Source organism: Pseudomonas sp. Irchel s3f19 (assembly GCF_900187555.1).
GTDB lineage: Bacteria > Pseudomonadota > Gammaproteobacteria > Pseudomonadales > Pseudomonadaceae > Aquipseudomonas > Aquipseudomonas capeferrum.
Map to the genome: position 1 here is coordinate 93,029 of NZ_FYDW01000004.1, position 23,619 is coordinate 116,647.

Below are 23,619 nucleotides of genomic sequence, written 5' to 3' on the forward strand. Positions count from 1 at the left end.
ACTGGACTCCCAAAATGCCCAAACGCTGTGGAGTAAACTGTGGGAGCGGGCTTGCCCCGCGAAAGGGCCGGACCTGCCAATAACCCATTTATGGCCGAACATGCCCAGCAAATAAATGCCCCACCACGCAAGAGCGCATTGCGTCTGATGCAATCAACCAACCTGCTACCATCGCCTTTCCCACAGCTGTAACGGAAAACGGCCATGCAACTCCCGGACATGAACCTGCTCGTCGCCCTCGACGCCTTGCTTGACGAAGGCAGTGTGGTGGGCGCGGCGCAGCGCATGAACCTGAGCCCGGCGGCCATGAGCCGCACCTTGGGGCGCATTCGCGATGCCCTGGGTGACCCGATTCTGGTACGCGCCGGCCGTGGCCTGGTGCCCACCCCCCGTGCGCTGGCCTTGCGCGAGCAGGTGCATGGCCTGGTGGAGCAGGCTGGGCAGGTGTTTCGCAGCCGTGACGATGTTGACCTGGTGAACCTTGACCGTGCCTTCAACATCCGCACCAACGACCTGTTCATTGCCCTGTACGGTGCCCAGTTGCTGCGCATGATGCTGGCCCAGGCGCCGCGCACGGTGCTGCGTTTCGTGCCGGAGGGCAGTGGCGACGATGATGCGGTGCTGCGCAACGGGCACATCGACCTGATCATCAGTTCGGCCATTGAGCTGGGCCCGGAAATCAAGGTGCAGAGCCTGTTCAACACCTACTTCGTGGGCCTGGCGCGTGTGGGGCACCCGATCTTCGACGCCCCGATCACTCCTGAGCGTTTTGCCGCCTACCCGCAGATCAGTGTGTCGCGCCGCGGCCGGGCCAATGGGCCGATCGATGAGGCGTTGGCCCAGCACAAGGTGGAGCGGCGCGTGGCGCTGATCACCACCAGCTTCCACTCGGCGATGTTCTCGTTGCCGGATTCGGACCTGATCCTGCCGATACCGGCCAATATCCTCAACAGCGTGCAGCGCTTGAAGCTGCCCTTGCGCTCGTTCGAGATCCCGGTGCCGCTGGCAAAAGTCAATGTAATGCAGGCCTGGCACCCGCGGTTCGACAACGACCCAGCGCATCGGTGGCTGCGCCAGACCTTGAGGGCGTGTGGCCGGTTGGACCCGTGAGCGCACCATCAATTGCGTCTGACGCAATATAAAGCTGCCAACAAGTCAGTTTTCGTCAGCATTCGATCTTCTTAGACTTGCTCCAGCCCTAAAATTGTTGCTGGAGATGTATCCCATGAGTTCCCTGACCGCGCCTTCTGCTGCGTTGGCCGCCGCCCCTGCGCCGGCTGCCCCTGCGCAGTCGGCGTTCGGCCTGCAGGTGGTGGTGGGGCTGTTCGGCGTGTTGCTGGCGGTGTTGTGCGCCGGCCTCAACGAGGCAGTGACCAAGATTTCCCTCAACGACATCCGTGGCGCCATGGGCATCGGTGCCGACGAGGGCGCCTGGCTGTTGGCCGTGTACAGCGCGGCTTCGGTCTCGGCGATGGCCTTCGCACCCTGGCTCGCCACGACCTTTTCGCTGCGCCGCTTCACCCTGTCTGCCGTCGGCCTGTTCGCCGTGCTGGGCCTGCTGCAACCCTTCGCCCCCAACCTGCACAGCCTGATGCTGCTGCGGGTGCTGCAGGGTTTCGCCTCTGGCGCCTTGCCGCCGATGCTGATGAGCGTCGCGCTGCGCTTTCTGCCACCGGGCATCAAGGTCTATGGCCTGGCCTGCTATGCCCTGACCGCCACCTTCGGGCCGAACCTCGGCACGCCGCTGGCAGGCCTGTGGACCGAGTATGTCGGCTGGCAGTGGGCGTTCTGGCAGATCATCCTGCCGTCGCTGCTGGCCATGGCTTGTGTCGGCTGGGGCCTGCCGCAAGACCCACTGCGCCTCGAACGCTTCAAGCAGCTCGACTGGCGTGGCGTGCTGCTTGGCCTGCCGGCCATCAGTTGCATCGTCCTCGGCTTGTCGCTGGGTGACCGCTGGGGCTGGTTCGACTCGCCGCTGATCTGCTGGCTGCTGGGGGGCGGCCTGCTGTTGCTGGTGCTGTTCATGTACAACGAATGGTCCGAGCCGCTGCCGTTCTTCCAGCTGCGCATGCTCTCGCGGCGCAACCTGAGTTTTGCCTTGTTGACCCTGGCCGGCGTGTTGGTTGTGTTGTCTGGCGTGGGCACCATCCCGTCAGCCTACCTGGCGCAGATCCAGGGCTACCGCCCGGCGCAGACCAGCCCGCTGATGATGCTGGTGGCCATGCCACAACTCATCGCCCTGCCGCTCACGGCAGCGCTGTGCAACCTGCGCGTGGTGGATTGCCGCTGGGTGCTGGCGATCGGGCTTGGCATGCTGGCGGTGTCGTGCGTGGGCTGCAGCCTGTTGACCTCCGAATGGATTCGCGGCGATTTCTACCCCTTCTACCTGCTGCAGGTGTTTGGCCAGCCGATGGCGGTGTTGCCGTTGCTGATGCTTTCCACCAATGGCATGACCCCGCAGGAGGGCCCGTTCGCCTCGGCCTGGTTCAACACGGTCAAAGGGCTGTCGGCGGTGATTGCCGGTGGCCTGCTGGATGCCATGGGCACCGTGCGCCGGCATTTTCATTCCAACCACCTGGTCGACAGCCTGGGCAACGCGCCGTTGATCGATGGCAGCGCCACCGGCCTTGCCCGACGCATTCATGAACAGGCCCAGGTACTGACCTCGGCCGACCAGTACCTGGTGATGGCCTGCATCGCCGTCGCTTTGATCTGCCTGATCCCCTTCGTGCCTACCCGGATCTTCCCGCCGCGTGCGGTGGCTTGAGCCCGTGAATGAATTCGAGAACTTGAGATGACCAACAACCGCAAGACAATCATCATCGGCTCGGTGCTCGCCGTGGCCGTGCTGGCCGGCATCGTCGGCCCCTGGATGTTTGGCAGTGACCACCGCCAGCGCACCAACGACGCCTACGTGATCGCCGACTACACCGTGGTCGCGCCCAAAGTCGCAGGCTTTATCAAAGAGGTGCTGGTCGAGGACAACCAGCAGGTCAAGGCCGGCCAGTTGCTGGCGACCATCGATGCCCGCGACTACCAGGCCGCGCTCGACGCTGCCCAGGCGCAATTGCTGGTGGCCAAGGCGCAGAGCGCCGACGCCCGCGCCACGCTGGAGCGCCAGGCGGCACTGATCGCCCAGGCCGAGGCCGCGGTAAAAGCGGCTCAGGCCGAAACCGCCTTCGCCGATCATGAAGTCAACCGCTACAGCCGCCTGGCCGAGCAGGGCGCCGGCACCGTGCAGAACGCGCAGCAAGCGCGCAGTGGGGTCGACCAGGCCCGCGCGCGCCTGGCCAATACCCAGGCGGCCTTGCTGGCGACACGCAAACAGGTGGATATCCTCACCGCCCAGGTGGCCAGCGCCGATGGCCAGCTCAAGCGTGCTGAAGCCGGGCTGGAAAAGGCCCAGCTGGACCTGTCCTACACGCGCATCACCGCACCGGTGGACGGCATGGTCGGTGAGCGTGCCTTGCGCGTGGGCGCCTATGTCAACCCGGGTGCTCGCCTGTTGTCGGTGGTGCCGTTGCAGCAGGCCTATGTGGTCGGCAACTTCCAGGAAACCCAGCTGACCCACGTGCAGCCTGGCCAACCGGTGAGCATCACGGTCGACACCTTCTCTGGCGAGCAACTCAAGGGCCATGTCGAGAGTATTGCGCCGGCCACCGGGGTCACCTTTGCCGCCGTCAAACCCGACAATGCCACCGGTAACTTCACCAAGGTGGTGCAGCGCATTCCGGTGAAGATCGTCTTCGATGACGGCCAGGCGCTGCTTGCACGGCTGCGCGTGGGCATGTCGGTGGAAGCCACCATCGATACCCGTGGCGACAAGCTCGAGGGCAAAGAGGTGAGCGCGCGATGAAGCCAGCATTACGCTTGAGCCCGTTGTTGCTGGCTGTGCTCATGGCCGGCTGCACCCTGGGGCCGGACTTCCAGCGCCCCGCCAGCCAGGCCCCGCAACAGTGGGCGGCGCTGCAAGGCGAGGCCGCAGCAAGCCAGCCGCAAGCCGAGCCGCTGGAGCTGCGCTGGTGGGAAACCTTTCACGATGCCCGCCTCAGCGCGCTGATCCAGCAGGTCTCCGAACGCAACCTGGACCTGCAGATGGCCAGTGCACGCCTGCTGCAAAGCCGTGCCCTGCGCAGTACGGTGGCGGCGGACGAAGCGCCTTCGGTGGATGTGAACGCGGGCTACAGCCGTGCTCGCAACAGCGCCGAAGGGCTGAGCGACCCCTCTGGCCATGCCGGTAAGTCTGCCTTCAACCTGTGGCAGGGTGACCTGGTCGCGGGTTGGGAGCTGGACCTCTGGGGCCGCGTGCGGCGCCAGGTCGAGGCTGCCGATGCGACGGTCGAAGTGGCCGAGAACGACCGCCGTGGCGTGCTGCTGGCGCTGCTGTCGGAAACCGCCGGCAACTACATTCAATTGCGTGCGGTACAGCACACGCTCGATGTCACCCGTGACAACCTGAAGGTGGCGCAGCACAGCTTGAAGCTGTCTGAAAACCGCCAGGCCGAAGGTGTCGCCACCCGCCTCGACGTGGCCCAAGCCAGTGCCCAGGTCGCTTCGATCGAAGCCCGCCTGCCCAGCCTGGAGGCCCGCCGCGACGACCTGATCAACGCCCTCAGCCTGCTCGCGGCCGAACCGCCACGCAGCCTGCAGGCGCAGCTGCTTGAAGGCGGTGAACTGCCCGCGCCGCAACAGCAGTTCGCCATCGGCTTGCCGTCCGAGTTGGCTGAGCGCCGCCCGGACATTCGCCAGGCCGAGGCGCGGTTGCACGCGGCAACCGCCAGCATCGGCGTGGCCAAGGCCGACTTCTACCCGAGCATTCGGCTGTCGGGCAGCATGGGGTTCCAGGCCATGCAGCTGTCCGACTTCGGCGGCTGGGACTCGCGCCGCTTCGCCTTCGGCCCGCAACTGTCGTTGCCGATCTTCGAAGGGGGGCGGCTTAAAGGCACGCTGGAGTTGCGCGAGGCGCAGCAGCAGGAAGCGGCGCTCAACTACCGCAAGGTGGTGCTCGGTGCCTGGCACGAGATCGACGATGTGCTGCGCCTGTACAACGCCAGCCAGTTGCGCCGCGACCACCTGGCCGAGGCGGTGCGGCAGAACCGCATCGCCCTGGAGACTGCCCAGCGCCAGTATGTGGAAGGGGCGGTGGACTTTCTCAATGTGCTGACGGTACAGGGTGCGTTGCTGGCCAGCGAAGAGCAGTGGATCGACAGCTCGGCAGCGGTTTCCCAGGCCTTGGTGGGGTTGTACAAGGCGCTGGGCGGGGGCTGGCAGGCGTTTGATACTCAGCCGTCGAAAAAGGTATGACGGTTGCGCTGGCTGTGCTGGCCAAACATCAAAGCGGACGCAGCAGCCCGAACCGCTTGCGCAACACCCAGCCCAGCAGCCGCCGCGGCAACAGCCTGGCGATCAGCGGCAACGCTGTGCTGCCATTGCCCAACCTCACCACCGCAGGCACCGCCGTTTTGCGCGTAGCCGCCAGCACCCCTTGGGCAAACACCGCTGCCGGCGTCGGCCGGTCCTGCGACGCCCGGGCGCGTGCCTGGACGTACTCGCGCAGCGGCCACCACGGTGAATCCGCCGCCAGTACCTGCTCGGCCTGGCGCTGGGCATTGCTGGCGAACTGCGAGGCGATCGCCCCCGGTTGCACTTCCATCACCCGAATGCCAAACGGCGCCAGCTCCAGGCGCAGGGCATCGCTCAGGGCGTTGACCGCGGCCTTGGAGGCGCAATAGGCACCGGCGAACGGCGTGACCAGCACCCCGGAAACGCTGCCGATGTTCACCACCAGCCCGCGTGCGCGACGCAGCAGCGGGAACAGCGCGCGGGTCACGCCGACCACGGCGAATACGTTGGTCTCGAATTGCTGGCGCATGGCGTCTACGCCGCCGTCGAGCAGCGGGCCCATGGCGCCGTAGCCGGCGTTGTTGATCAGGATGTCGAGGCCGGCGTGGCGCGCTTGCAGCTCATCGGCCAGTTGCGTCAGGGCATCGCTGTCATTGACGTCCAGTTGCCGGGCGGTGAAGCCGGCAGCGGACAACTGCTCGACGTCTTCAGGCTTGCGGGCGGTGGCCCAGACCTCGTGGCCGGCATCGCGGAAGGCGTTGGCCAGGGCGCGGCCGATGCCGCTGGAACAACCGGTGATCAGGACGGTGGGCATGGGGAGGGCCTTGGGTCTGGGAATTGTGTGTGGCCTGCGCCGGCCTCTTCGCGAGGCAGGCAATGCGTCAATTGGCAAATGTACCTTGCAGACGCTCGGCACGAAACTCCAGCGTCTGTGCCCGGTAGCCGGAACGCAGAGGCGGTACCGGCAGGCAATCGTTCCATTCGGCACCCGGTTGCAGCTCACCCGGCCCGCGATAACGCGGCGCGCTGTAGGTGTTTTCGGCAAGGTTGACGGTATCGCCCGGCGCATACGCGCCCACGCGCCATCGCAGCTCGGTGAGCGGGACTTTGTTGCCGTTTTTCATGTGCACGTGCAGCGCGCGGTCGGCGGGGCACTTGTCAGGGGCGTAGCTCAGGCGCAGGTCCAGGCGTGCCAGTTGCGTGGCTTCGCGGGTGTCTTGCCAGGCGACGAACAGGGCGACCAGGCCCAGGCCGCAGACAGCGGCCAGGGATATCGGCAGGGCTTTGGCCGGGTAGCGCAGCAGCAGCACCAGCCAGGTGAGGATGAGGAAGGCACCGATGATCATGGGGCTTGCAGACCTTGGTTGCGCGGGGTCTGACCATCGTAGCTTGAAATGGGGGAGGGCTCAAAAGCGGGAGGGCTTTGCCCTCCTTTCGCGACACAAGGCCGCTCCTACCGGATCGTGTGATCTTTGCAGGTGCGGCCCCGGGGTTTCACTTACTGCGCGATGGTTTTCACCGAAACACCACGCTCGACCGGCGTCGAGGTGCGCCCGTAGACGTCCTCGAAGCGCTCGATATCATCCTCGCCCAGGTAGCTGCCAGACTGCACTTCGATGATCTCCAGTGGGATCTTGCCTGGGTTGCGCAGGCGGTGGATCGAGGCGATCGGGATGTAGGTCGACTGGTTCTCGGTCAGCAGGAACACGTTCTCGTCGCACGTCACTTCGGCAGTGCCGGACACCACGATCCAGTGCTCGGCGCGGTGGTGGTGCATCTGCAGCGACAGGCTGGCGCCCGGCTTGACGGTGATGTGCTTGACCTGGAAGCGGCCGCCCATGTCCACCGAGTCGTACGAGCCCCATGGGCGGTACACTTCCAGGTGGTTCTGAGTCTCGCTGCGGCCCTGCTCGTCCAGGGTCTTGACCATCTGCTTGACGCCTTGGACCTTGTCCTTGTGGGCAATCATCATGGCGTCCTTGGTCTCGACCACGACGATGTTCTCGAGGCCGATCACCGACACCAGCTTGCCATTGCCATGGATCATGCAGTTGCGGCTGTCCTGCACCACCACATCGCCTTTGGTGACGTTGCCGTTGTCGTCCTTGTCGTGCACTTCCCACAGCGACGACCAGCAGCCCACGTCGCTCCAGCCGGCCGACATCGGCACCACGCAGGCACGCTGGGTCTTCTCCATCACCGCATAGTCGATGGAGTTGTCCGGGCAGCAGGCGAAGGTGGCTTCGTCGATGCTCAACACATCGTCTTCTTCCTGGCTGCGTTCCAAGGCCAGCACACAGGTGTCGTAGATGTCGGCGTCGTGCTTTTTCAGCTCTTCGAGGAAACGGCTGGCGCGGAACAGGAACATGCCGCTGTTCCAGAAGTAGCCACCGGCCTTGACGAACTCGGCGGCGCGTTTTTCATCGGGTTTTTCGACGAACTGCGCAACCCGCGCCACGCCTTCTGGCAGCAGTGCGTCCTGGCTGGAGCGGATGTAGCCATAGCCGGTCTCAGGCTTGGTCGCCGGCACGCCGAACAGCACCATCTCGCCACGCTCGGCGGCCACGGTGGCCAGGGCCAGGGCGCGCTGCAGGGCTTTCTGATCGTCGATCACGTGGTCGGCAGGCAGCACCAGCATCAAGTCGTCGCGGCCTTCGCTGACCAGCTTCATCGCGGTCATCGCCACGGCGGGCGCCGTGTTGCGGCCGAACGGCTCCATCAGGATGGCCTGGGTTTCAAGTTTCAACGCGCCGAGCTGCTCCTGGACGATGAACTTGTGGTCCTTGTTGCAGACCACGATCGGCGCATCCATGCCTTCGAACACCAGGCGCTGGATGGTTTGCTGGAACAGCGTGTGTTCACCGGTCAGGGCCAGGAACTGCTTGGGGAACTGCTTGCGCGACAGAGGCCACAGACGCGAACCGCTACCACCAGAAAGAATTACCGGGATCATGATGTTTCTCCAATAAGGTCGTTAACGAGGCAGGGGATCAGTTGGTGGACACTGGGCGGGTGACCCAGACCGGCGACAGGCTGCTGCCCGAGCCGGTGACGTACAGCACGGCAGCTTCGCCGCGCTCCAGGGCGACGGGTTTGACGTCGCTGACTTTCTTGTCACCTGCATACAGGGCGAGGTTGACCTTGACCGGGTTGATCTCACGTTCGCCACGGCCTTTGGCTGCTACCGGGGTGACCACTTCGGTCTTGCCATCGGCGGTCTTCAGGGTCAGCGACTGGTCGCTGAGGTTCTGGACGCGTACCAGGGCTTTCTGCTTGTTCTTGAACGGTGGCTCTTCGATCAGTTGCGGGTTGCCGCTGCCGCTGTTGACCAGGGTGTAGTACTTGTCCGAGGCCAGTTTGACCGGGACGCTCTTGCCGCCGACCTGGGCTGTGTAGTCGCCACCGGGCAGGAAGCTGAAGTCGCTGCTGGCCTGGGCGCCGACTTGTTTGATCTGGGTATTGCCGACCGAGGCGGCGGCCGGGGCGCTGGCAGCGTTGTACAGGCGCACGAAGGTCGAGCCTTTCGGCGCGGTCGGGCCATACAGCGCGGCATCGGCGCCGGCGAAGGCCTGCATCGAAGCAAGGGAAAGGCCGGCCGCGAGGGTGAGGGCTTTGGCAATGGAAGTTTTGGTAGTCATGTGCGTGTTCCTCTCTATCGATCAGTGGTTCGTCCGGGTGGACGACAGGGCCAGGTTTTCTTCGGATTTACGGGTGTTTTTCAGTTGCGCGATCCACTGCGGATCAAAGCTGCTGAGGTCGTTTTTCATGGGCAGATAACGTTCGGGGAATTCCCACACCACCACTTGTGGCGCGGCATTTTTGAAAGCATCGCTTTGCAGGTACTTGAGCATCGGCAGCAGCGGGCCATGGCCGTCTTCGGCGTAGTTGGCGACGTCGCTGTGCAGGGCTTGCTGCAGGGCACCGAGGAAGTTCCAGTGCGGGTTGGCGCTGTAGCTGGTGCCTACCAGTGCGACCGGAATCTGGCTGTCGGCGAACAGCGCATCGCCCGCCTCGCCTTCGGTTTCGGCTGGGCGTGTTGTGCGTTGCTGCAGGTTGTCCGGCGCCGGCAACAGGTTGCTGAACAGCGGGTCGAGTGGCAGGAAGTTGGTCAGGTCGCCCTTGTACGGCGCGGTACTGCCGGCTTCGGTGATGAAGGCCTGGGGGTCACCATTGAGCAAGCTCTGGCGGCTGACCGCTTCGGCCAGCGCCTGTGCGGCGACTTCGGCGCCCATCGGCGTCCAGTGGGTGTCGGTGCGCAGGAATACCTGGCCACGGGCCTTGGCCTGCTCCAGGGGCGCCATCAGGTCCGGGGCGAACACGTTGGCCTGGCGGGCCTGGGCATGAAACTGGTTGTACAGGTCGTCATGCAGGCTGGCTGGCAGCTCCTTGCCCACATACTCCGAGTAGACCCGCGCCTTGGCCGGCACGATCGCCAGCACCAGCTGGCTGCCATGCTGCTGCAGGGTGTCGCGCACGCCACGGATAAGCGCCAGGTTTTCCTGCATCAGTTGCTCGGCACCGGCGGTGGGTTTGAACTCTTCATCGCTGAACAGCCATTGGTCGCGGCCCAGCACCACGCCTGGGCGCCCTTCGTTGAACAGCTTGAAGTCCAGTGCCGCCCAGAGGTTGGTGCCCAGGCGCTTGATCGGGAACTGCTCGTCGTAGTGGGTCTCGGCGGCCTTGGCCAGCTTGCCGTTGAGCAAGGTCATCTGGGCGGTGCGCTGGAAGCTGTCCAGGCCGCCAGTGGACCAGGCGCCCATGCCGACCAGCAGGCCGAGGAACGACAGCGAATAGGTAATGCGTAATGTCCGGGTCATGGTCATCAACCTCAGAACTGGAAGTAAAGGAACGGCGAGTAGCTCTGCGCCGAAAGCTTGAGGATCGAGGCCACGAACAGCAGCAGGATCAGGACGCGGGTCATCACCCGGGTCCAGTCCAGGCCAATCGAGCCGTCGGCGTTGATCTGCACCGGGGTCGCCTGCGGCGTCGGCTTGGCATTGCGGTAGAAGTCGCGCAGGCCGAAGTACGCCAAGGTGAGGTAGGCGATGATCAGGGTGGCTACTTGCAACCCGGTGAGCTGGGCGCGGTTGAGCTCCGACAGCTGCCATTCACCAAAGCTGAACATGGCGCCGTACATGCGGCCGGCCACGTGCAGGTTCTCGGCCCGGAAGATCACCCAGCCAACCACCACCAGCAGGAAGGTGAACGCCCACTTGACCGGGTTGAAGCGCTGCGGGTTGGTGTCGAGGCCCAGCGCCCGCTCGATGGCCAGCCACATGCCGTGCCAGGCGCCCCAGATGATGTAGGTGAAGTTGGCGCCGTGCCACAGCCCGCCCAGCAGCATGGTCAGGAACAGGTTGCGGTAGGTATTGAAGGTGCCTTTGCGGTTGCCGCCCAGGGTGATGTACAGGTAGTCGCGCAGCCAGGTCGACAGGCTGATGTGCCAGCGGCGCCAGAACTCGGTGATCGACTGGCTGATGTACGGCTGCTTGAAGTTCTCCATGAAGCGGAAGCCCATCATCAGGCCCAGGCCGATGGCCATGTCGCTGTAGCCGGAGAAGTCGAAGTACAGCTGCGCGGTATAGGCCAGGGCGCCCAGCCAGGCGTCGCCGGTGGTCGGGTTCTGCAGGGCGAAGCAATGGTCGGCGACCACTGCCAGGGTGTCGGCGATGAACACTTTCTTGATGAAGCCCTGCATGAAGCGGGTGCAGCCTTCGGAGAACTTGTCCAGGGTGTGGGTACGGTTGTTGAACTGGTCGACCAGGTCCTTGAAGCGCAGCACGGGGCCGGCGATCAGGTGCGGGAAGATTGCCACGAACGCTGCGAAGTCGATCAGGTTGCGGGTGGCCGGGGTGTCGCCGCGGTACACGTCGATGATGTAGCTGATCGACTCGAAGATGTAGAACGAGATACCGATCGGCAGCAGCACGTGGGTGAGGATGAACGGCTCCAGGCCAAACGAGCTGACGATCGCGTTGAGGCTGTCGACGCCGAAGTTGGCGTACTTGAAATAGCCGAGGATCGCCAGGTCGACGCCCACGCCCAGCAGCAGCCAGCGCTGCGCCGGCTTGGTGCGTACGCCTGCTGCGCCGACTTTAAGGCCGATCCAGTAGTTCCACAGGGTCACGCCGGCGAACAGGGCGAGGAAGTCCACGCGCCACCAGGCATAGAAGATGTAGCTGGCGACCAGCAACAGCAAGTTGCGATAGCGTTGCCCGCTCAAGTAGTACAGGCCGAGGAAGATCGGCAAGAACAGGAACAGGAACACGTTGGACGAGAAGACCATCCCGGTTCTCCTAATTTGTTCACAGCATCCAGGGCAAAGCGCCCCCCAAACCCCCCAGTTCATGACTGGAGAGCAACTCATTTCCTGTGGGAGCGGGCTTGTCCCGCGAAGAGGCCCGAAAGGGCAAAGGCGTTGTCGCTGCTGACGCCTTCGCGGGGCAAGCCCGCTCCCACACAGATCACCCCCGACAGGGGTGTTACTTCTTCGAAGCCGCGCTCGGGTCATAGACCCGGGTCAGGTTGCCGCCCAGCCTGAAGCTGTCGAATGGCTGCATGCCGTGCTTGCGCTCAAGCGTGTCGCCCACGCACTGGTACAGCGCGCACCAGGGCTCGAGCCAGGCGTACTTGCTGTCGACCTTGAGGTCTTTCATGTCCTGTTTTTCACCTGCGCGCTCTGCGAAATGGCGCGGGTCGCGGGCGCCGGCCAGCACGCCTTCGCCCAGGCGCTGCAGGGCGAAGTTGTTCTCGCTGCGCAGGTCCACACCGTTGGCCTTGGCGAAGCTTGCGATCATCGCCAGCGGCGGCAGGGCGTAGTTGTGGTAGGCCAGGGCGCGCTGCTTGCGCTTGACTTCATTGGGCAAGAAGCCCTGGTCGTCGATCTGGTTGGCGCCGACCTTGTATTCCTTCACGGCCCAGTCGAACAGGTCGCGGCGGTCGGTGGCCACGGCGGTGGCCATCACCGACCAGGCGGCCCAGTAGCTGTGGTTGTTGATCTTCTCCAGCGGCAGGTCGCTCCAGTCACGCACGGTCTGTTCGGCCAGGCGGGCGAACCAGCGCTCGATCTGCTCGGCTTCGGTCTGGTGCGCGGCCAGGGGCTGAGAATTGGAGAACTTCAGGCGCAGCCATGAGCCGCTCATGCTGCCCAGCGCCCATTTGCGCATCGACTTGCCGGTGTGGTTGTAGTCGGTGGACAGCAGCGCATCGGCGCGTGCCCAGGCCCCCAGCCAGGTCAGGGTGCAGTCGAGCTGCGCCGGGCGGCCATCACGCATGTACTGGTTGACCATCTTGGCGACGCCGCGCTCAAGCGTGGTGATGTCTTTGGTGGAATCGCGGAAGGCCTGTTCCGAGTCCAGGTTCAGGGTCGCCCGTGCCTTGTCCGAGCCTTCGTACTTGCTGCGAAACTGCAGCGCGCCGGTGTAAGGCTTGGGCGCCGCTTCGCAGCGGAACTTGCCGTCGCTGGTCTTGAGCTTTTCGATCCCCTCGTAGTAGCCCTGAGGGGGCACCAGCGCGGCATGCGCGGCGCCGCCGACCAGGGCCAGGGCGAGCAGGGCGGGGCTGAAGATGTGCTTGAACGTGGTCATGGTCGCCTCACTGGCCGGCTTGCGCGGTGTGCGCAGGCACGGCGAAGTTGTTGCGTTTGCAGAGTTTGGCCTCGACCTTCTGGGTGCCGTTTTCCGGCCCCTGGATCTCGAAGGCCAGCAGGTTCTGGTTGGCCCAGTCCTCGTCCTCGCGCATCTGGAAGACGAAGCGGCCGTCGGTTTCGGAGGTTTCCGGCTTCTCCAGCTTGATGTCCTCGTGGCGGCCATTGAGGTACCAGAGGGTCGCTTGCAGCACCTTGACCGAAGGGTCTTCGAACTTGACGTCCATCTGCAGGTTGCGGTTGATCAGGTCTTTAATCACGCCGCCCTTGCCGTTGACCATCAGCTCGTTCTTGCCAGGCTTGAGTGTGCTGCTGGCGCTCATCAGGGCCGGGCGCGCGTCGCAACCGTCGTCGAGCAGGCCGAGGATCTGCCGCCAGATGGTTTCCTGGTCCAGGCGATACAGCGGCGAGAATTCCCAGATGAGGATCTTCGGTGGGTTGTTCTGGAATTCCTCGCTGCCCAGGTACTGGATCATCGAACCTTCCAGGCCACCGCCAGGGAAGGCGACGTTGAGCACGTCGGCGCCGATGTACTGCTCGAGGAAGCCCGAGAAGTTGTAGTTCTTGCCGCTGTGGCTGGTACCGACCAGGGTGATCTGCGCATTGCCGCCGTCGCCGAACAGGTCGTCGCCGCCGCTGGCGCCTTTCGGCTCGGTGGCGAACTGGTCCATGTACTGCACGGCGTAGCTGGTGCCGCAGAGCTGGCCGGCGACGTTGTGCAGGGTGCCGGTCTTGCCCATGCGCCCAGATTTGTGGGTTTCGAATTCCTTGCGCGGGATGCCTTCGAAAGCCGGCATGTGGTGCACGGTATCGGCCACGATCTTGGCGGCGCGCTCGGCGCCATATGGCGTCCAGTGCTGGTCGCCGCGGAAGTAGAAGTCCTTGCCCTGGTCGGCGGCGGCCAGTTGCTCGTTGGTCAGCGGCGACAGGTCGGGGACGTTGTAGCCCATGCCGGCGAAGCGCTTGAGCATGGCTTGGTAGTTGCTCAGGGCCTTCTGGTAGTCGAAGGCGGCCTTTTCTTCGGGCTTGAGCATGTTGCGGTTCACCAGGCCACGGGTCGGCTGGTAGACCACGACCAGTTCCACGCCACGTTTCTTGAACGCGTCGTGCACCTGCTGCAGGCGTTTGTAGCCGGCGGGCGTGGTGGTGAACTCGGTGCGCAGGTCTTCGCGGGTACGGAACAGCCAGTCGCCCTGGGCCTGCACCAGCGTGGTGAAGTTCTGCTGGTAGCGGGTGGTGTAGCGGCTGGCGTCGTGCGCCTCGGGGCACAGCTGGCAGCAGGGTTCGGCGCTGAACGTCGGGGCTTTCACCTCGTCGGCGCGCACGCCCTGGCTGATCGCCAGGAGGGCGGCGGACAGGCCCAGCAGTTTCATCAGGTGTGGAGTCATGGTCTGGGCTTCCTTAATCGATCATTTCGGTCTGGCGTTCGACCGGGTCGATCAGCACAGCCTTTTGCTGGCGCACCAGCAGGTCGAGAATTTCGTCCTGGCGCTCGCCGAGGATGCCGTTGAGGCTGATGCCGTTGGCCTTGCGCGGCGCGAGCATGGAAACCTTGTACAGCTCGACCGACAGCGGCGAGTCGATCGACAGCGGCCCGGAGCCGTTGGCCGCCAGTTCACCGCCGACCACGATCAGCGACACCTTGGTGTCGAACGGGTCGAGGGCGATGTCGCGGTCGGTGTCGGAGAGGTCCTTGATGTGCCCGTACACACCGACCAGGCCGTTGGCCATGGCAACGTTTTCGTACAGGCGGATGTTCACGCTGTTGCGCACGCGGATGCCGTGGCGGCGGTTGTTGATCAGCTTGTTGCCCCAGATCAGGTTGTCGCCGCTTTCGTACAAGGTGATGCCGTCGGTGTGGTTGCGGTAGATCTCGTTGTAGGCGATCAGGTTGTTGACGCTGTTACGGTCGATCACCACGCCCGAGAGCTTGTTGTCGTAGCTCTTGTTGTTGATGATCCAGCTGTCGTTGACCTCACGCGAGACGATGATGCCGTGCTTCTTCTTGGTGCCGTACACGGTGTTGCCGGCGATGATCAGGCGGTGCGAACGGTCGTGCGGGTCGATGCCGTAGACGATGTTGTCGCGGTAGGTGTTGTCCTTGACCACAAAGTCCTGGGTCTCGTAGCAGTAGAAGCCGTACCACATGTCGCTGAACTCCGAGCCGATGATCCAGCCGGTAGGTTCGGCGCGGCCCATCTGCTTGGACATGTTCGGCGTGTACTGCGAGATGCTCACACCGTAGGACTTGGACTTGGCGTAGCCGAAGCTGGCCATTTTGGTATTGACGATGTAGGTCTCGGTACCGCCCCACGACAACAGGAACGGGCGGAACTCCTTGGGCGAGCGGAAGGTGGCCGGGCCGTTGTCCTTCTCGCGCCAGCCGGTGACCTGGGTGTCGGTGACGAACAGCTTGCCGTCGTTGACCAGGAACGCGCCGCCTTCCTGGGAAAGGCGCAGTTGCTTGACCTTGCCGTCGATCTCTAGGATGCCCTTGTGCCCCACCACGATCGGCAGGCGCGACAGGTACACGCCCGGCTCGACTTCGCGCAGGTACTGCTTGGGTACCTGCTTGCTCAACTCGACCAGGTCGACATGGCCGTCGTCGACGAAAATCGCCTGCGGGATGCCATGCTGACGCTGCACCCACTCGGCGGCCTTGTTGTCACCGCCGATGAATTCCTTGAGCGACACTTCTTGCAGCATGCGGCGCACGCTGACCTTGCCCTTGTGGCTGCGGTCGATCTTTTTCTGCACGGCCTCGGCGGTGAAGCCGGTGAGGTCGGGCAGCTTGGGCGGGTCCATGTGCAGCGGTTCGACCGGTGCGGCAGAGATGGTGTAGGTCTTGGCCTGCTGCAGTTCCTTGGCGACTGCCGTGGGTTCTGCGGCGACGGCAAGGCCTGAGGCCAGCAGCAAGGCGCTGGCCAACAGGCTGTGACGTAGGTGCGGGTGAAGGGTCATGGCAACAAATCCTCTACCGGCCTCAGAAGCGCCAGATCACGTCGACGAAGGCACGGTGCATGTACGAGTCCGCTTCCTTGCCATAGGCATCGCCCGGCTTGAATACACCGGCACGCAAGCGCACCAGGGCGGACGGTTCGTCAATGGCCTGGCTCATTGAAGCGGGCAGCAGGCCCTGCTTGAAGTACTTGGTCACGACCACGTCCATTTCCTGGCCGAGGTCTTTCTCGCCGTTGACCAGCGGGCGGCTGACGCCGTTGTCGTTGACCGCAGCATTGATGCCGCTGGAGCCAATGTTCTGCTGGCCATCGACGCGCCAGAACTTGTGGTAGATGAAGCTGGCGTCGTAGTCATCGCGCAGCTGCCAGGAGGCAAACAAAGTGGCTGCTTGCAGGTTGCCCAGCTCGCCGCGGAAGGCTTCGCCGAAGCGGTGCACGCGCGAGCGGGTACCGGTGAAGTTGGAGCGGTTGCTCTCAAGGCCGGTCTGCTCGAAGTTGTTCGAACCGTCGTCGCCACCGCCGCCGCTGCCACGGGCATAGGCCGCGCCGACTTGCCAGTTGGGGTCCAGGCGCAGGCGGATGCCGAGGTCGGTGGCCCAGGCGTTGACGTCGCCGCTCTGCTTGCCGTTAGCCACCTGCTCGTCGCCTACGGCCTGGCTGCTCAGGGTGTCGCGATCACCGGTCAGCCAGGTCAGGCTGCCCCAGTAGTTGACGGTGTGATCGTTGCGCCAGTTGTAGGCGTCGCTGTTGGCCTCAAGGCCCAGCCAGGTGAGGTCGCCGGTTCGGGTCTTGTCCAGCGCATCGACCGTCTCGCCGGGGTTTTTCAGGCTGCCGCTGTCGTGGGTGTGGTGGGCGCGTACGCCAACCCAATGGCCAGGCGTCCACTGCGTGGCGACGTTGCCATAGATGTGCGTGCGGTCCTTGTCTTCCGGGGCCAGCTCGGTGAGGTCGGTGCGGTATTCGCTGAAGCGCTGGGCCACGCCCAGGTCAGCCTTGAGCAAGGTGGTGTCGAAGGACCAGTTCAGCGCTTCGATGTTGGTGTCGCGCCACATGCCGTCGTCGCTGCGCAGGCGCTGGCGGCCGAAGCGCAGCTGCTCGCCCGGGTAGGCGGTGAGGCCGCTGTAGCCGACCCAGAACTCGCGCATGGCCAGGTAGTTTTTGTCTGACTTGCGGCTGTCGTCGCCGGTGTCGGTGGTGGTGCCGTCATCGTTCTGGCGCAGGGTGTCGGTTTCGATGGTGTCGGTGGCGGCAACGGCCTGGCCCATGGCATAGGCGCTCCAGTTGCCACGCTCGCCGTACACCCATGGGCGCAGGTCGAGGCCCAGGCCGTTGACGTCGCCACCAGGGCGGGTGCCCAGGTCGCGGTCATCTTCCGATTGACCGGTGATTTTCACGTCCAGGCCGAAGTTTTTCTCAGCGGTCATGTCGGCCAGGGTCGGGCAGGACCACAGCAGGGCGAAGCTCAGGCCAATGCCGGCTTTCACGAAGGGATTGAGCGTCATAGCGAGTCCTCACCGTCTACTTCTTTTTCGTCGTCTTGCAAGGCTTCGAGGGCCAGGGTGCTGTTGGCGCCTTGGCTCATGCTGCCGCGTGCCTGCTTCTCCTGCGCCAGCAGGCGCTGGGCCTGGCTGCGCTGGTCAGGCGAGAGTTGCTGGTCGAGTTGCTGCAGCAGCTCGCTGGACTGTGGCGTCGGGTTTAGCTGCGACAGCTGGGCGAACACCCAGGCGTTGGTCGGCTCGCTGCGGATGCCATGGCCTTCGCTGAACAGCTGGGCCAAGGCATAGTCGGCGCTGTTCTGGCCGCCACGGGCGGCAGTCAGCAGGTGGTCGACGGCTTTCTGCGGCTCGACATTGCCCAGGTAGCCGCGGCGGTACAGCTGGCCCAGGTAGTAATGGGCGCTGATTTCGCCAGCGTCGGCGGCGGCCTGCAGGTGCTGTTCGGCCTTTGCTGCATCGGCCGGCAGCGTCTTGCCTTCGTAATAGAGGCGGCCCAGCAACAGTTCGGCGCGCGGCTGTTCGGCTTCGCGGCCTTTGTCGATGTAGGCCATGAGCTGGTCGGTATCGCCCAGTTCGGGGAAGTCGTAGACCAGTTGCGCCAGGCTGACCCACGAGGCCGGGTTGGCCGGGGCCACATGTTCGAGCAGGTCCTTGGCGGTCTTTTCGTCGGTCTGGCCGAGGCTGCGGTCGGCCAGCACGCGGGCGACGCTGTCGACCCGGGTGGCCGGGACGGCGCCACGGGCATAGGCGGACTTCAGCTGGCCCAGCAGTGCGGCTTGCTGGTCGGCCTGGCCGCGCTTCTGGTAAACGGTGGCCAGTTCGACGTAGCAGATGTCGGTGGTGTTCAGGGCGGCCTTGCAGATGCGTTCGACCTCACCCAGGTGCTGGTCGTAGGTGCCCTGGGTGCGATACAGCAGCACCTGGGCCAGGCCCGCCTCGGGGTTGCCGGCCGCGCGCCACTGGTCGATCTGCTGCTGCGCGTTGACGTTGGGGAAGCTCTGCGGGTATTGCAGGTAAAGCATCGCCAGCGGGATCAGGGTGTTGTTTTCACCCTGTTGGGCGGCGTGCTTGAGCAGGCTTTCGGCCTCTTCGCGTTCTGCCTGGGTGCTGTCGGGCTTGGCCACCAGCAGGCGGCCAAGGCGCGCCTGGGCCCGTGGCGAGGTGGCGGCCGCAGCGCGGTAGGTGGCCTCGGCTTGCTGGATTTGCGCCGGGTCACGGGTGGCCACCTTGATGTCGGCCAGGCCCACTTGCGCGTCGCTGTAGCCCAGGTCGGCCAGGGCCTTGTAGTTGCGTTCAGCCAGGGCGGTGTCGCCGCGCTTGAGGGCTTCGTTGGCCAGACGCTGGTCGGGCAGGCCGGCACAGCCGGCCAGGGCGATGGCCGCGGCCAGGGCACAGAGGCCCAGGCTTGCGCTTTTCTTATGGGGAATCATCGCTGGATCCTCTTACAGCCCACGGGCCGCGGCTTTGTCGATCAGCCAGTTGAGCGACGGGCCACGGTCGCTGCTGACCGAGGCCGGGCGCCCGGCCAGTTCGGCCGGCAGGCCGCTGTCAGGCTTGATCTGCACGCGGATGTCGGCGGCCAGGTTCTCGTTGTCGAGGCTGGCGCTGCTGACGATCTGGCCAGTGCGCACTTCGTCTTCGCCGGCCACCTGGAAGTTGACCCGGGTACCTGGCTTGACCTCGTCGAACTGGCGGTAGCTGAAGCGGGCCTCGACCATCGGGTTGCTGGTGCGAGGGATCAACTGGAAGATCGGCTGGCCCTTGGCGGCGTACTGGCCGTCGTCCACCAGTTGCCGGGCAACCACGCAATCGCAGGGGCTGGTGAGGGTGCCGGAGAGTTGCTTGCCGAACAGCTCCTCGACCTTGGCCGGCACCAGTTGCGAGTCGTCCAGGTGGCCCTTGAGCATGTCCAGCATGCTGGTGCTGAAGCTTGCCAACGGCGCGCCCTTGACCACCAGGCCACCGCTTTCGACCAGGCTGTTCACGGTGCCGTCGCGGGGCATGGTGACGCTGGTGGTGGGCACCGCGACCACGCCGGCTTCGGCGTGGCTGACGAAGTACATGCCGTACAGCGACTTGGCCACGAAGCCGAAGGCGGCCACACCGACCACGAACACACCCAGGGTCACGCCGACCGCCTTGAGGCGACCGAAGGCGGTCAGGCCGCTGCCGCCATCCTTCTGTTTGCGCGCCTTGGTGAAGTTGTCGCGCTGCAGCGTGCTGAGCACATCGCCGATGCTGATCAGTTCGCCCGACAGATGGCTGGTGATGATGTGGCGCAGGGTGGCGATGTCGCGCGGTTCGAGGTTCTGGAACTGCGCGCCGGTACGGCCATTGCTCGGGTTGAAGGAGCGCACCTGGAACTCGATGTCGATCGACAGGCCCAGGTTGTCGACCACGAACTGCAGACGCCCGCGCAGCACATCACCCACCGACAGTGGCTGTTTGCTGTGGAAGCTCAGGCCACCGGCGGACAGGTCATCGACCTTCACTTCGTGGGTTTGGCGCTGGGTATCCAGGAAGCGCAGCTTGGCTGGAATGCGCACCCGGGCGTGTTGGCGCTGGGCTTCGGACTCATGCACGACGTTGACGTTCACGGCGGTATTCATGGTGGTTTGTTCCTGTTAGATCCGATCCGGTTGGGCTCACACGACCATGAACAGCACAGCAACGAAGATGCTGGCCGCCGAGAAGGTCATGGTCCGCGAGGACCAGGTGTTGAACCATTGTTGAAAGCTGGCGAGGTCACGCTTGAGGGCAGTGGGCTGGCGAGTCCAGGACTGCTTGTCGAGGCGGAAGAACACGTAGATCTTCATCATCGCGCCGACGATCTGGTTGTAATAAAGAATCAGCGGATAGGCCGGCCCGACCTTGTGCCCCGAGCACAGCAGCATCACGGTCAGGATCAGGCGGGTGATGCCGATCCACAGCAGGTACACCAGCAAGAAGCCGAGGCCGAACTTGAGGCTGGCGATCACCGCCACGGTCAGGCCCAGCAGGCTGGTCCACATCGACACGCGCTGGTCGAACAGGACGATGCTGGTGAACAGCCCCAGGCGCTGCAGGCCCAGGCCCAGCGCGCGCGAGTTCTGCCGCAGGTTGTTGCCGTACCAGCGGTACATCAGCTTGCGGCTGGCCTTGAGGAAGCTTTTTTCTGGCGGGTGCTCGACCGTGTTGATCGCGGCATCCGGCACGTAGAAGGTGTCGTAGCCAAGGCGCATCAGGCTGAACCAGCTGGACTTGTCATCACCGGTGAGGAACTTGAAGCGGCCCAGGCGCCAGTGCATCAGCGAGTCGCTTTCGACGTCGGCGATGAACTCGGGGTTGGTCACCACGCTTGCGCGGAACATCGACATGCGCCCGGTCATGGTCAGCACGCGCTTGGACAGGGCCATCGAGCACATGTTGATGTGGCGCTGGGCGAAGCGCAGCTTGTGCCACTCGCTCATGATGTAGCCGCCGCGGACTTCGCAGAATTCGTTGGTGGTCAGGCCACCGACATTGGGGTAGAGCTTGAACCAGGGCACGGTCTTGCATACCACGCCATCGGCCAGCACGGTGTCGCCATCGATCACGGCCACCACGGCGTTTTCGTCCGGGAGCATCCGCGAGATGGCGCGAAAACCATAGGCCAGGCCGTCACGCTTGCCGGTGCCGGCGATGCGCACGATGTCCAGCTTGACGTGCTCTGGCGGGTTGTATTTGGCCCATAGGCTTTTCACCAGCAGTTCGTCCGACATCTCCACCAGCGAGCAGACCACGGTGGTGGGGAAGCCGCAGTTGATGGCTTCGCGGATCACCGAGCTGTACACCTGTGCGGTGGTCAGCGCATCGATACGAAAACTGGTGACCATCAGGTACACATGGGACGGGTCCGCGGCCTTGCCCAGTTTCTGCACCTTGCGGCGCAGGTACGGGTAGACGGCGTAGAGGAAGATCATGCCGCGGATGAAATGGGTGGCGCCCATGGAGTAGCGCCAGATGCCGACTGCGCCGACCAGGAAGATGAAGTGCTTCGACTGCGAGTCGAAGATATCGGCGGGCAGGGCCAGGGCGATCAGCATGAGCAGGCTCATGTAGAGCAGCCATCCGGCGCACTGCAACAGCACTGTCTGGAGCCTTTGCATGTTCAGCATCCGTCGCGAAATCAGGGAAGGAAGGGCAGCGCTTGGTGGGTAAGGAGTACCCGCGCTGCCCGGCCAGGGGTGTTACCAGCAGATGCCTTCGGTACGGCTGGTGCTGCACGTGGCGTTGTTCATGAAGCCGACCAGGTCAATCACCTGCTTGCCAGCGGGTGCTTGCTGGGCCAGGGCGCGGAACTGCTCGTCACGGTTGCCCAGGACGATGATGTCGGCGTTGTCGATGACCTGCTGGAAGTCGGCGTTGAGCAGCTTTGATACGTGGGGGATCTTCGACTCGATGTAGTCTTTGTTGGCGCCGTGGACACGGGCGTACTGGACGTTCTCGTCGTAGATGTCCAGCTGGTAGCCCTTGCCGATCAGGCGCTCGGCCAGTTCCACCAGCGGGCTTTCGCGCAGGTCGTCTGTGCCGGCCTTGAAGCTCAGGCCGAGCAGGGCGACCTTGCGCTTGTCGTGGGCTTCGATCAGCTCGAAGGCGTTTTGCACTTGCGACTCGTTGCTGAGCATCAGCGAATCGAGCAGTGGCGCTCGCACGTCGAGGCTGGCGGCGCGGTAGGTGAGGGCGCGCACGTCCTTGGGCAGGCACGAGCCGCCGAAGGCAAAGCCTGGGCGCATGTAGTACTGGGACAGGTTCAGCACCTTGTCCTGGCAGACCACGTCCATCACGTCGCGGCCATCGACACCTACGGCCTTGGCGATGTTGCCGATTTCGTTGGCGAAGGTGACCTTGGTGGCGTGCCACACGTTGCAGGTGTACTTGATCATCTCGGCCACTTCGATCGGCTTGCGGATGATCGGTGCGTCGAGCTCTTCGTACAGGCTTTGCAGTACGTCGCCGCTGGCGCTGTCCAGTTCGCCGATGACGGTCATCGGTGGCTGGTCGTAGTCTTTGATCGCGGTGCTCTCGCGGAGGAACTCAGGGTTTACCGCAACGCCGAAGTCGACCCCAGCTTTTTTGCCCGAGCAATCTTCCAGAATCGGGATCACCACATTCTTGACGGTACCTGGCAGCACGGTGCTGCGTACCACGATGGTGTGGCGGCGGGTTGTGTCACGCAATACGTAGCCGATTTCGCGGCACACCGATTCGATGTACTCAAGGCCCAGGTCGCCGTTCTTCTTGCTCGGCGTACCGACGCAGATCATCGACACATCGCTGGCGCGGATGGCCTCGGCGAAGTCGGTGGTGCCGCGCAGGCGGCCATTGGCGATGCCTTGTTGCAGCAGTGCTTCCAGGCCAGGTTCGACGATGGGCGACTTGCCCTGGTTGATCAGGTCGATCTTGGTGCTGGACACGTCCACGCCAATCACTTCATGGCCTCGCGCCGTCAGGCAGCCTGCACAGACCGCACCTACATAACCCAAACCAAAGATGCTGATACGCATCGCTATCACCTCATGTGTGTTTATCACGCCAGCTCTTCAGGAAGAGCCGGGCCAGGTTGATCAACATCAGTTTCCGGGCGCACGGGTCCATGGCGAATGCACACTTCGCCGAGCGCAGGCAAAATTAATCCGGAGCGCGAAAAGTTATGCGCTCAAACTTGGCAGTCAAAAGCCATTATTAAAAAACGTGCCTTGGTCTTCAGCCGTCTTTATTGCAATGCGCTACTTGGCGCACTGCTGTGCTTGTTTTTTCAAGTGGATAAATCCTTTGAAATCAACCACTAGGACGAATTGTAAGGGCGCGTCTCTCCTGCTTGGACAGGGCTGTCGGGGGGAGCCCGTTATTCCTGTCGAAGTTGCCGGGGCCGGTAGTGGATACCTGCCGTTGTCATCTGTAAGTCATTTCTCACAGCCCGTAGGCAGGAAAATCGTTACGGCACTATGAGCGATTGGGCGTAGCAGAAGTTCCTGGGTGGATTCTGCACCGATGAAAGATTTCTAAATAATTCTTCAGTGGCAAATAGTTTCATTCTGATAGCACCGGGCAGTTTCGTCCCGGTATATAAAGGGCGAGACTGAGGGGGGATGTTTTTATGCCAGTATCGAAAAATATTTTTCAAAATTCGTCAAAAAAGGTACGAACGGTCTTA

The 23,619-nt window shown here is 63.8% G+C and carries 18 protein-coding genes; 4 read left to right on the plus strand and 14 right to left on the minus strand.

Going from position 1 to position 23,619, the window contains the following annotated elements:
* Positions 1 to 204 precede the first annotated feature (204 nt).
* From CKW22_RS12310 to CKW22_RS12325, 4 genes are all read left to right on the plus strand, one after another.
* Complete coding sequence (locus CKW22_RS12310) at positions 205 to 1,110, plus strand: LysR family transcriptional regulator (protein WP_033702890.1); 906 nt, start codon at positions 205 to 207, stop codon at positions 1,108 to 1,110.
* Positions 1,111 to 1,225: 115 nt separating this feature from the next.
* Complete coding sequence (locus CKW22_RS12315) at positions 1,226 to 2,767, plus strand: MFS transporter (protein ID WP_095064186.1); 1,542 nt, start codon at positions 1,226 to 1,228, stop codon at positions 2,765 to 2,767.
* Between the two features lie 27 nt (positions 2,768 to 2,794).
* The gene (locus tag CKW22_RS12320; RefSeq protein ID WP_033702888.1) at positions 2,795 to 3,856 is read left to right on the plus strand and encodes an HlyD family secretion protein; all 1,062 of its coding nucleotides are present in this window, start codon (positions 2,795 to 2,797) and stop codon (positions 3,854 to 3,856) included.
* Positions 3,853 to 5,304: an efflux transporter outer membrane subunit gene (locus tag CKW22_RS12325; protein WP_033702887.1), complete on the plus strand. Its 1,452-nt coding sequence runs from the start codon at positions 3,853 to 3,855 to the stop codon at positions 5,302 to 5,304. The genes CKW22_RS12320 and CKW22_RS12325 overlap by 4 nt, the downstream gene beginning before the upstream one ends.
* A 28-nt stretch (positions 5,305 to 5,332) precedes the next feature.
* On the opposite strand, the gene CKW22_RS12330 is transcribed toward CKW22_RS12325, so the two are convergent.
* From CKW22_RS12330 to CKW22_RS12395, 14 genes are all read right to left on the minus strand, one after another.
* Positions 5,333 to 6,157 carry an SDR family oxidoreductase gene (locus CKW22_RS12330; protein ID WP_095064187.1) on the minus strand — a complete coding sequence of 275 codons (825 nt, stop codon included), beginning with the start codon at positions 6,155 to 6,157 and terminating at the stop codon, positions 5,333 to 5,335.
* Between the two features lie 67 nt (positions 6,158 to 6,224).
* Complete coding sequence (locus tag CKW22_RS12335; RefSeq protein ID WP_033702885.1) at positions 6,225 to 6,689, minus strand: hypothetical protein; 465 nt, start codon at positions 6,687 to 6,689, stop codon at positions 6,225 to 6,227.
* Positions 6,690 to 6,841: 152 nt separating this feature from the next.
* Complete coding sequence (locus CKW22_RS12340; RefSeq protein WP_033702884.1) at positions 6,842 to 8,296, minus strand: mannose-1-phosphate guanylyltransferase/mannose-6-phosphate isomerase; 1,455 nt, start codon at positions 8,294 to 8,296, stop codon at positions 6,842 to 6,844.
* A gap of 37 nt (positions 8,297 to 8,333) precedes the next feature.
* The gene (locus CKW22_RS12345) at positions 8,334 to 8,981 is read right to left on the minus strand and encodes an alginate O-acetyltransferase AlgF (RefSeq protein WP_027595301.1); all 648 of its coding nucleotides are present in this window, start codon (positions 8,979 to 8,981) and stop codon (positions 8,334 to 8,336) included.
* A 21-nt stretch (positions 8,982 to 9,002) separates the two neighbouring features.
* Positions 9,003 to 10,160: an alginate O-acetyltransferase gene (locus CKW22_RS12350; protein ID WP_033702882.1), complete on the minus strand. Its 1,158-nt coding sequence runs from the start codon at positions 10,158 to 10,160 to the stop codon at positions 9,003 to 9,005.
* Between the two features lie 11 nt (positions 10,161 to 10,171).
* Complete coding sequence (locus CKW22_RS12355) at positions 10,172 to 11,629, minus strand: MBOAT family protein (protein ID WP_033702881.1); 1,458 nt, start codon at positions 11,627 to 11,629, stop codon at positions 10,172 to 10,174.
* Between the two features lie 196 nt (positions 11,630 to 11,825).
* Positions 11,826 to 12,929, minus strand: coding sequence for a mannuronate-specific alginate lyase (locus CKW22_RS12360; RefSeq protein ID WP_033702880.1), 1,104 nt, complete (start codon positions 12,927 to 12,929; stop codon positions 11,826 to 11,828).
* Positions 12,930 to 12,936: 7 nt separating this feature from the next.
* On the minus strand, positions 12,937 to 14,376 hold the full coding sequence (locus CKW22_RS12365; RefSeq protein ID WP_033702878.1) for an alginate O-acetyltransferase: 1,440 nt from the start codon (positions 14,374 to 14,376) through the stop codon (positions 12,937 to 12,939).
* A 13-nt stretch (positions 14,377 to 14,389) separates the two neighbouring features.
* The gene (algG, locus tag CKW22_RS12370) at positions 14,390 to 15,949 is read right to left on the minus strand and encodes a mannuronan 5-epimerase AlgG (protein ID WP_033702877.1); all 1,560 of its coding nucleotides are present in this window, start codon (positions 15,947 to 15,949) and stop codon (positions 14,390 to 14,392) included.
* Positions 15,950 to 15,971: 22 nt separating this feature from the next.
* Positions 15,972 to 17,450 (minus strand): alginate export family protein, encoded by a 1,479-nt coding sequence (locus CKW22_RS12375; protein WP_095064188.1) that lies wholly within the window; start codon positions 17,448 to 17,450, stop codon positions 15,972 to 15,974.
* Entirely contained in the window at positions 17,447 to 18,874 is a 1,428-nt protein-coding gene (gene algK / locus CKW22_RS12380; RefSeq protein ID WP_047582655.1) for an alginate biosynthesis TPR repeat lipoprotein AlgK, read from the minus strand. Before algK ends, CKW22_RS12375 begins: the two co-directional genes overlap by 4 nt.
* 12 nt (positions 18,875 to 18,886) lie before the next feature.
* A complete protein-coding gene (locus CKW22_RS12385; protein ID WP_095064189.1) occupies positions 18,887 to 20,053 on the minus strand; it encodes an alginate biosynthesis protein Alg44 in 1,167 nt (388 codons plus the stop codon).
* A 36-nt stretch (positions 20,054 to 20,089) separates the two neighbouring features.
* Positions 20,090 to 21,571, minus strand: a complete 1,482-nt coding sequence (locus CKW22_RS12390; protein WP_177326484.1) for a glycosyltransferase family 2 protein — start codon at positions 21,569 to 21,571, stop codon at positions 20,090 to 20,092.
* A gap of 81 nt (positions 21,572 to 21,652) precedes the next feature.
* Positions 21,653 to 22,969, minus strand: coding sequence for a nucleotide sugar dehydrogenase (locus tag CKW22_RS12395; RefSeq protein ID WP_095064190.1), 1,317 nt, complete (start codon positions 22,967 to 22,969; stop codon positions 21,653 to 21,655).
* Positions 22,970 to 23,619 lie beyond the last annotated feature (650 nt).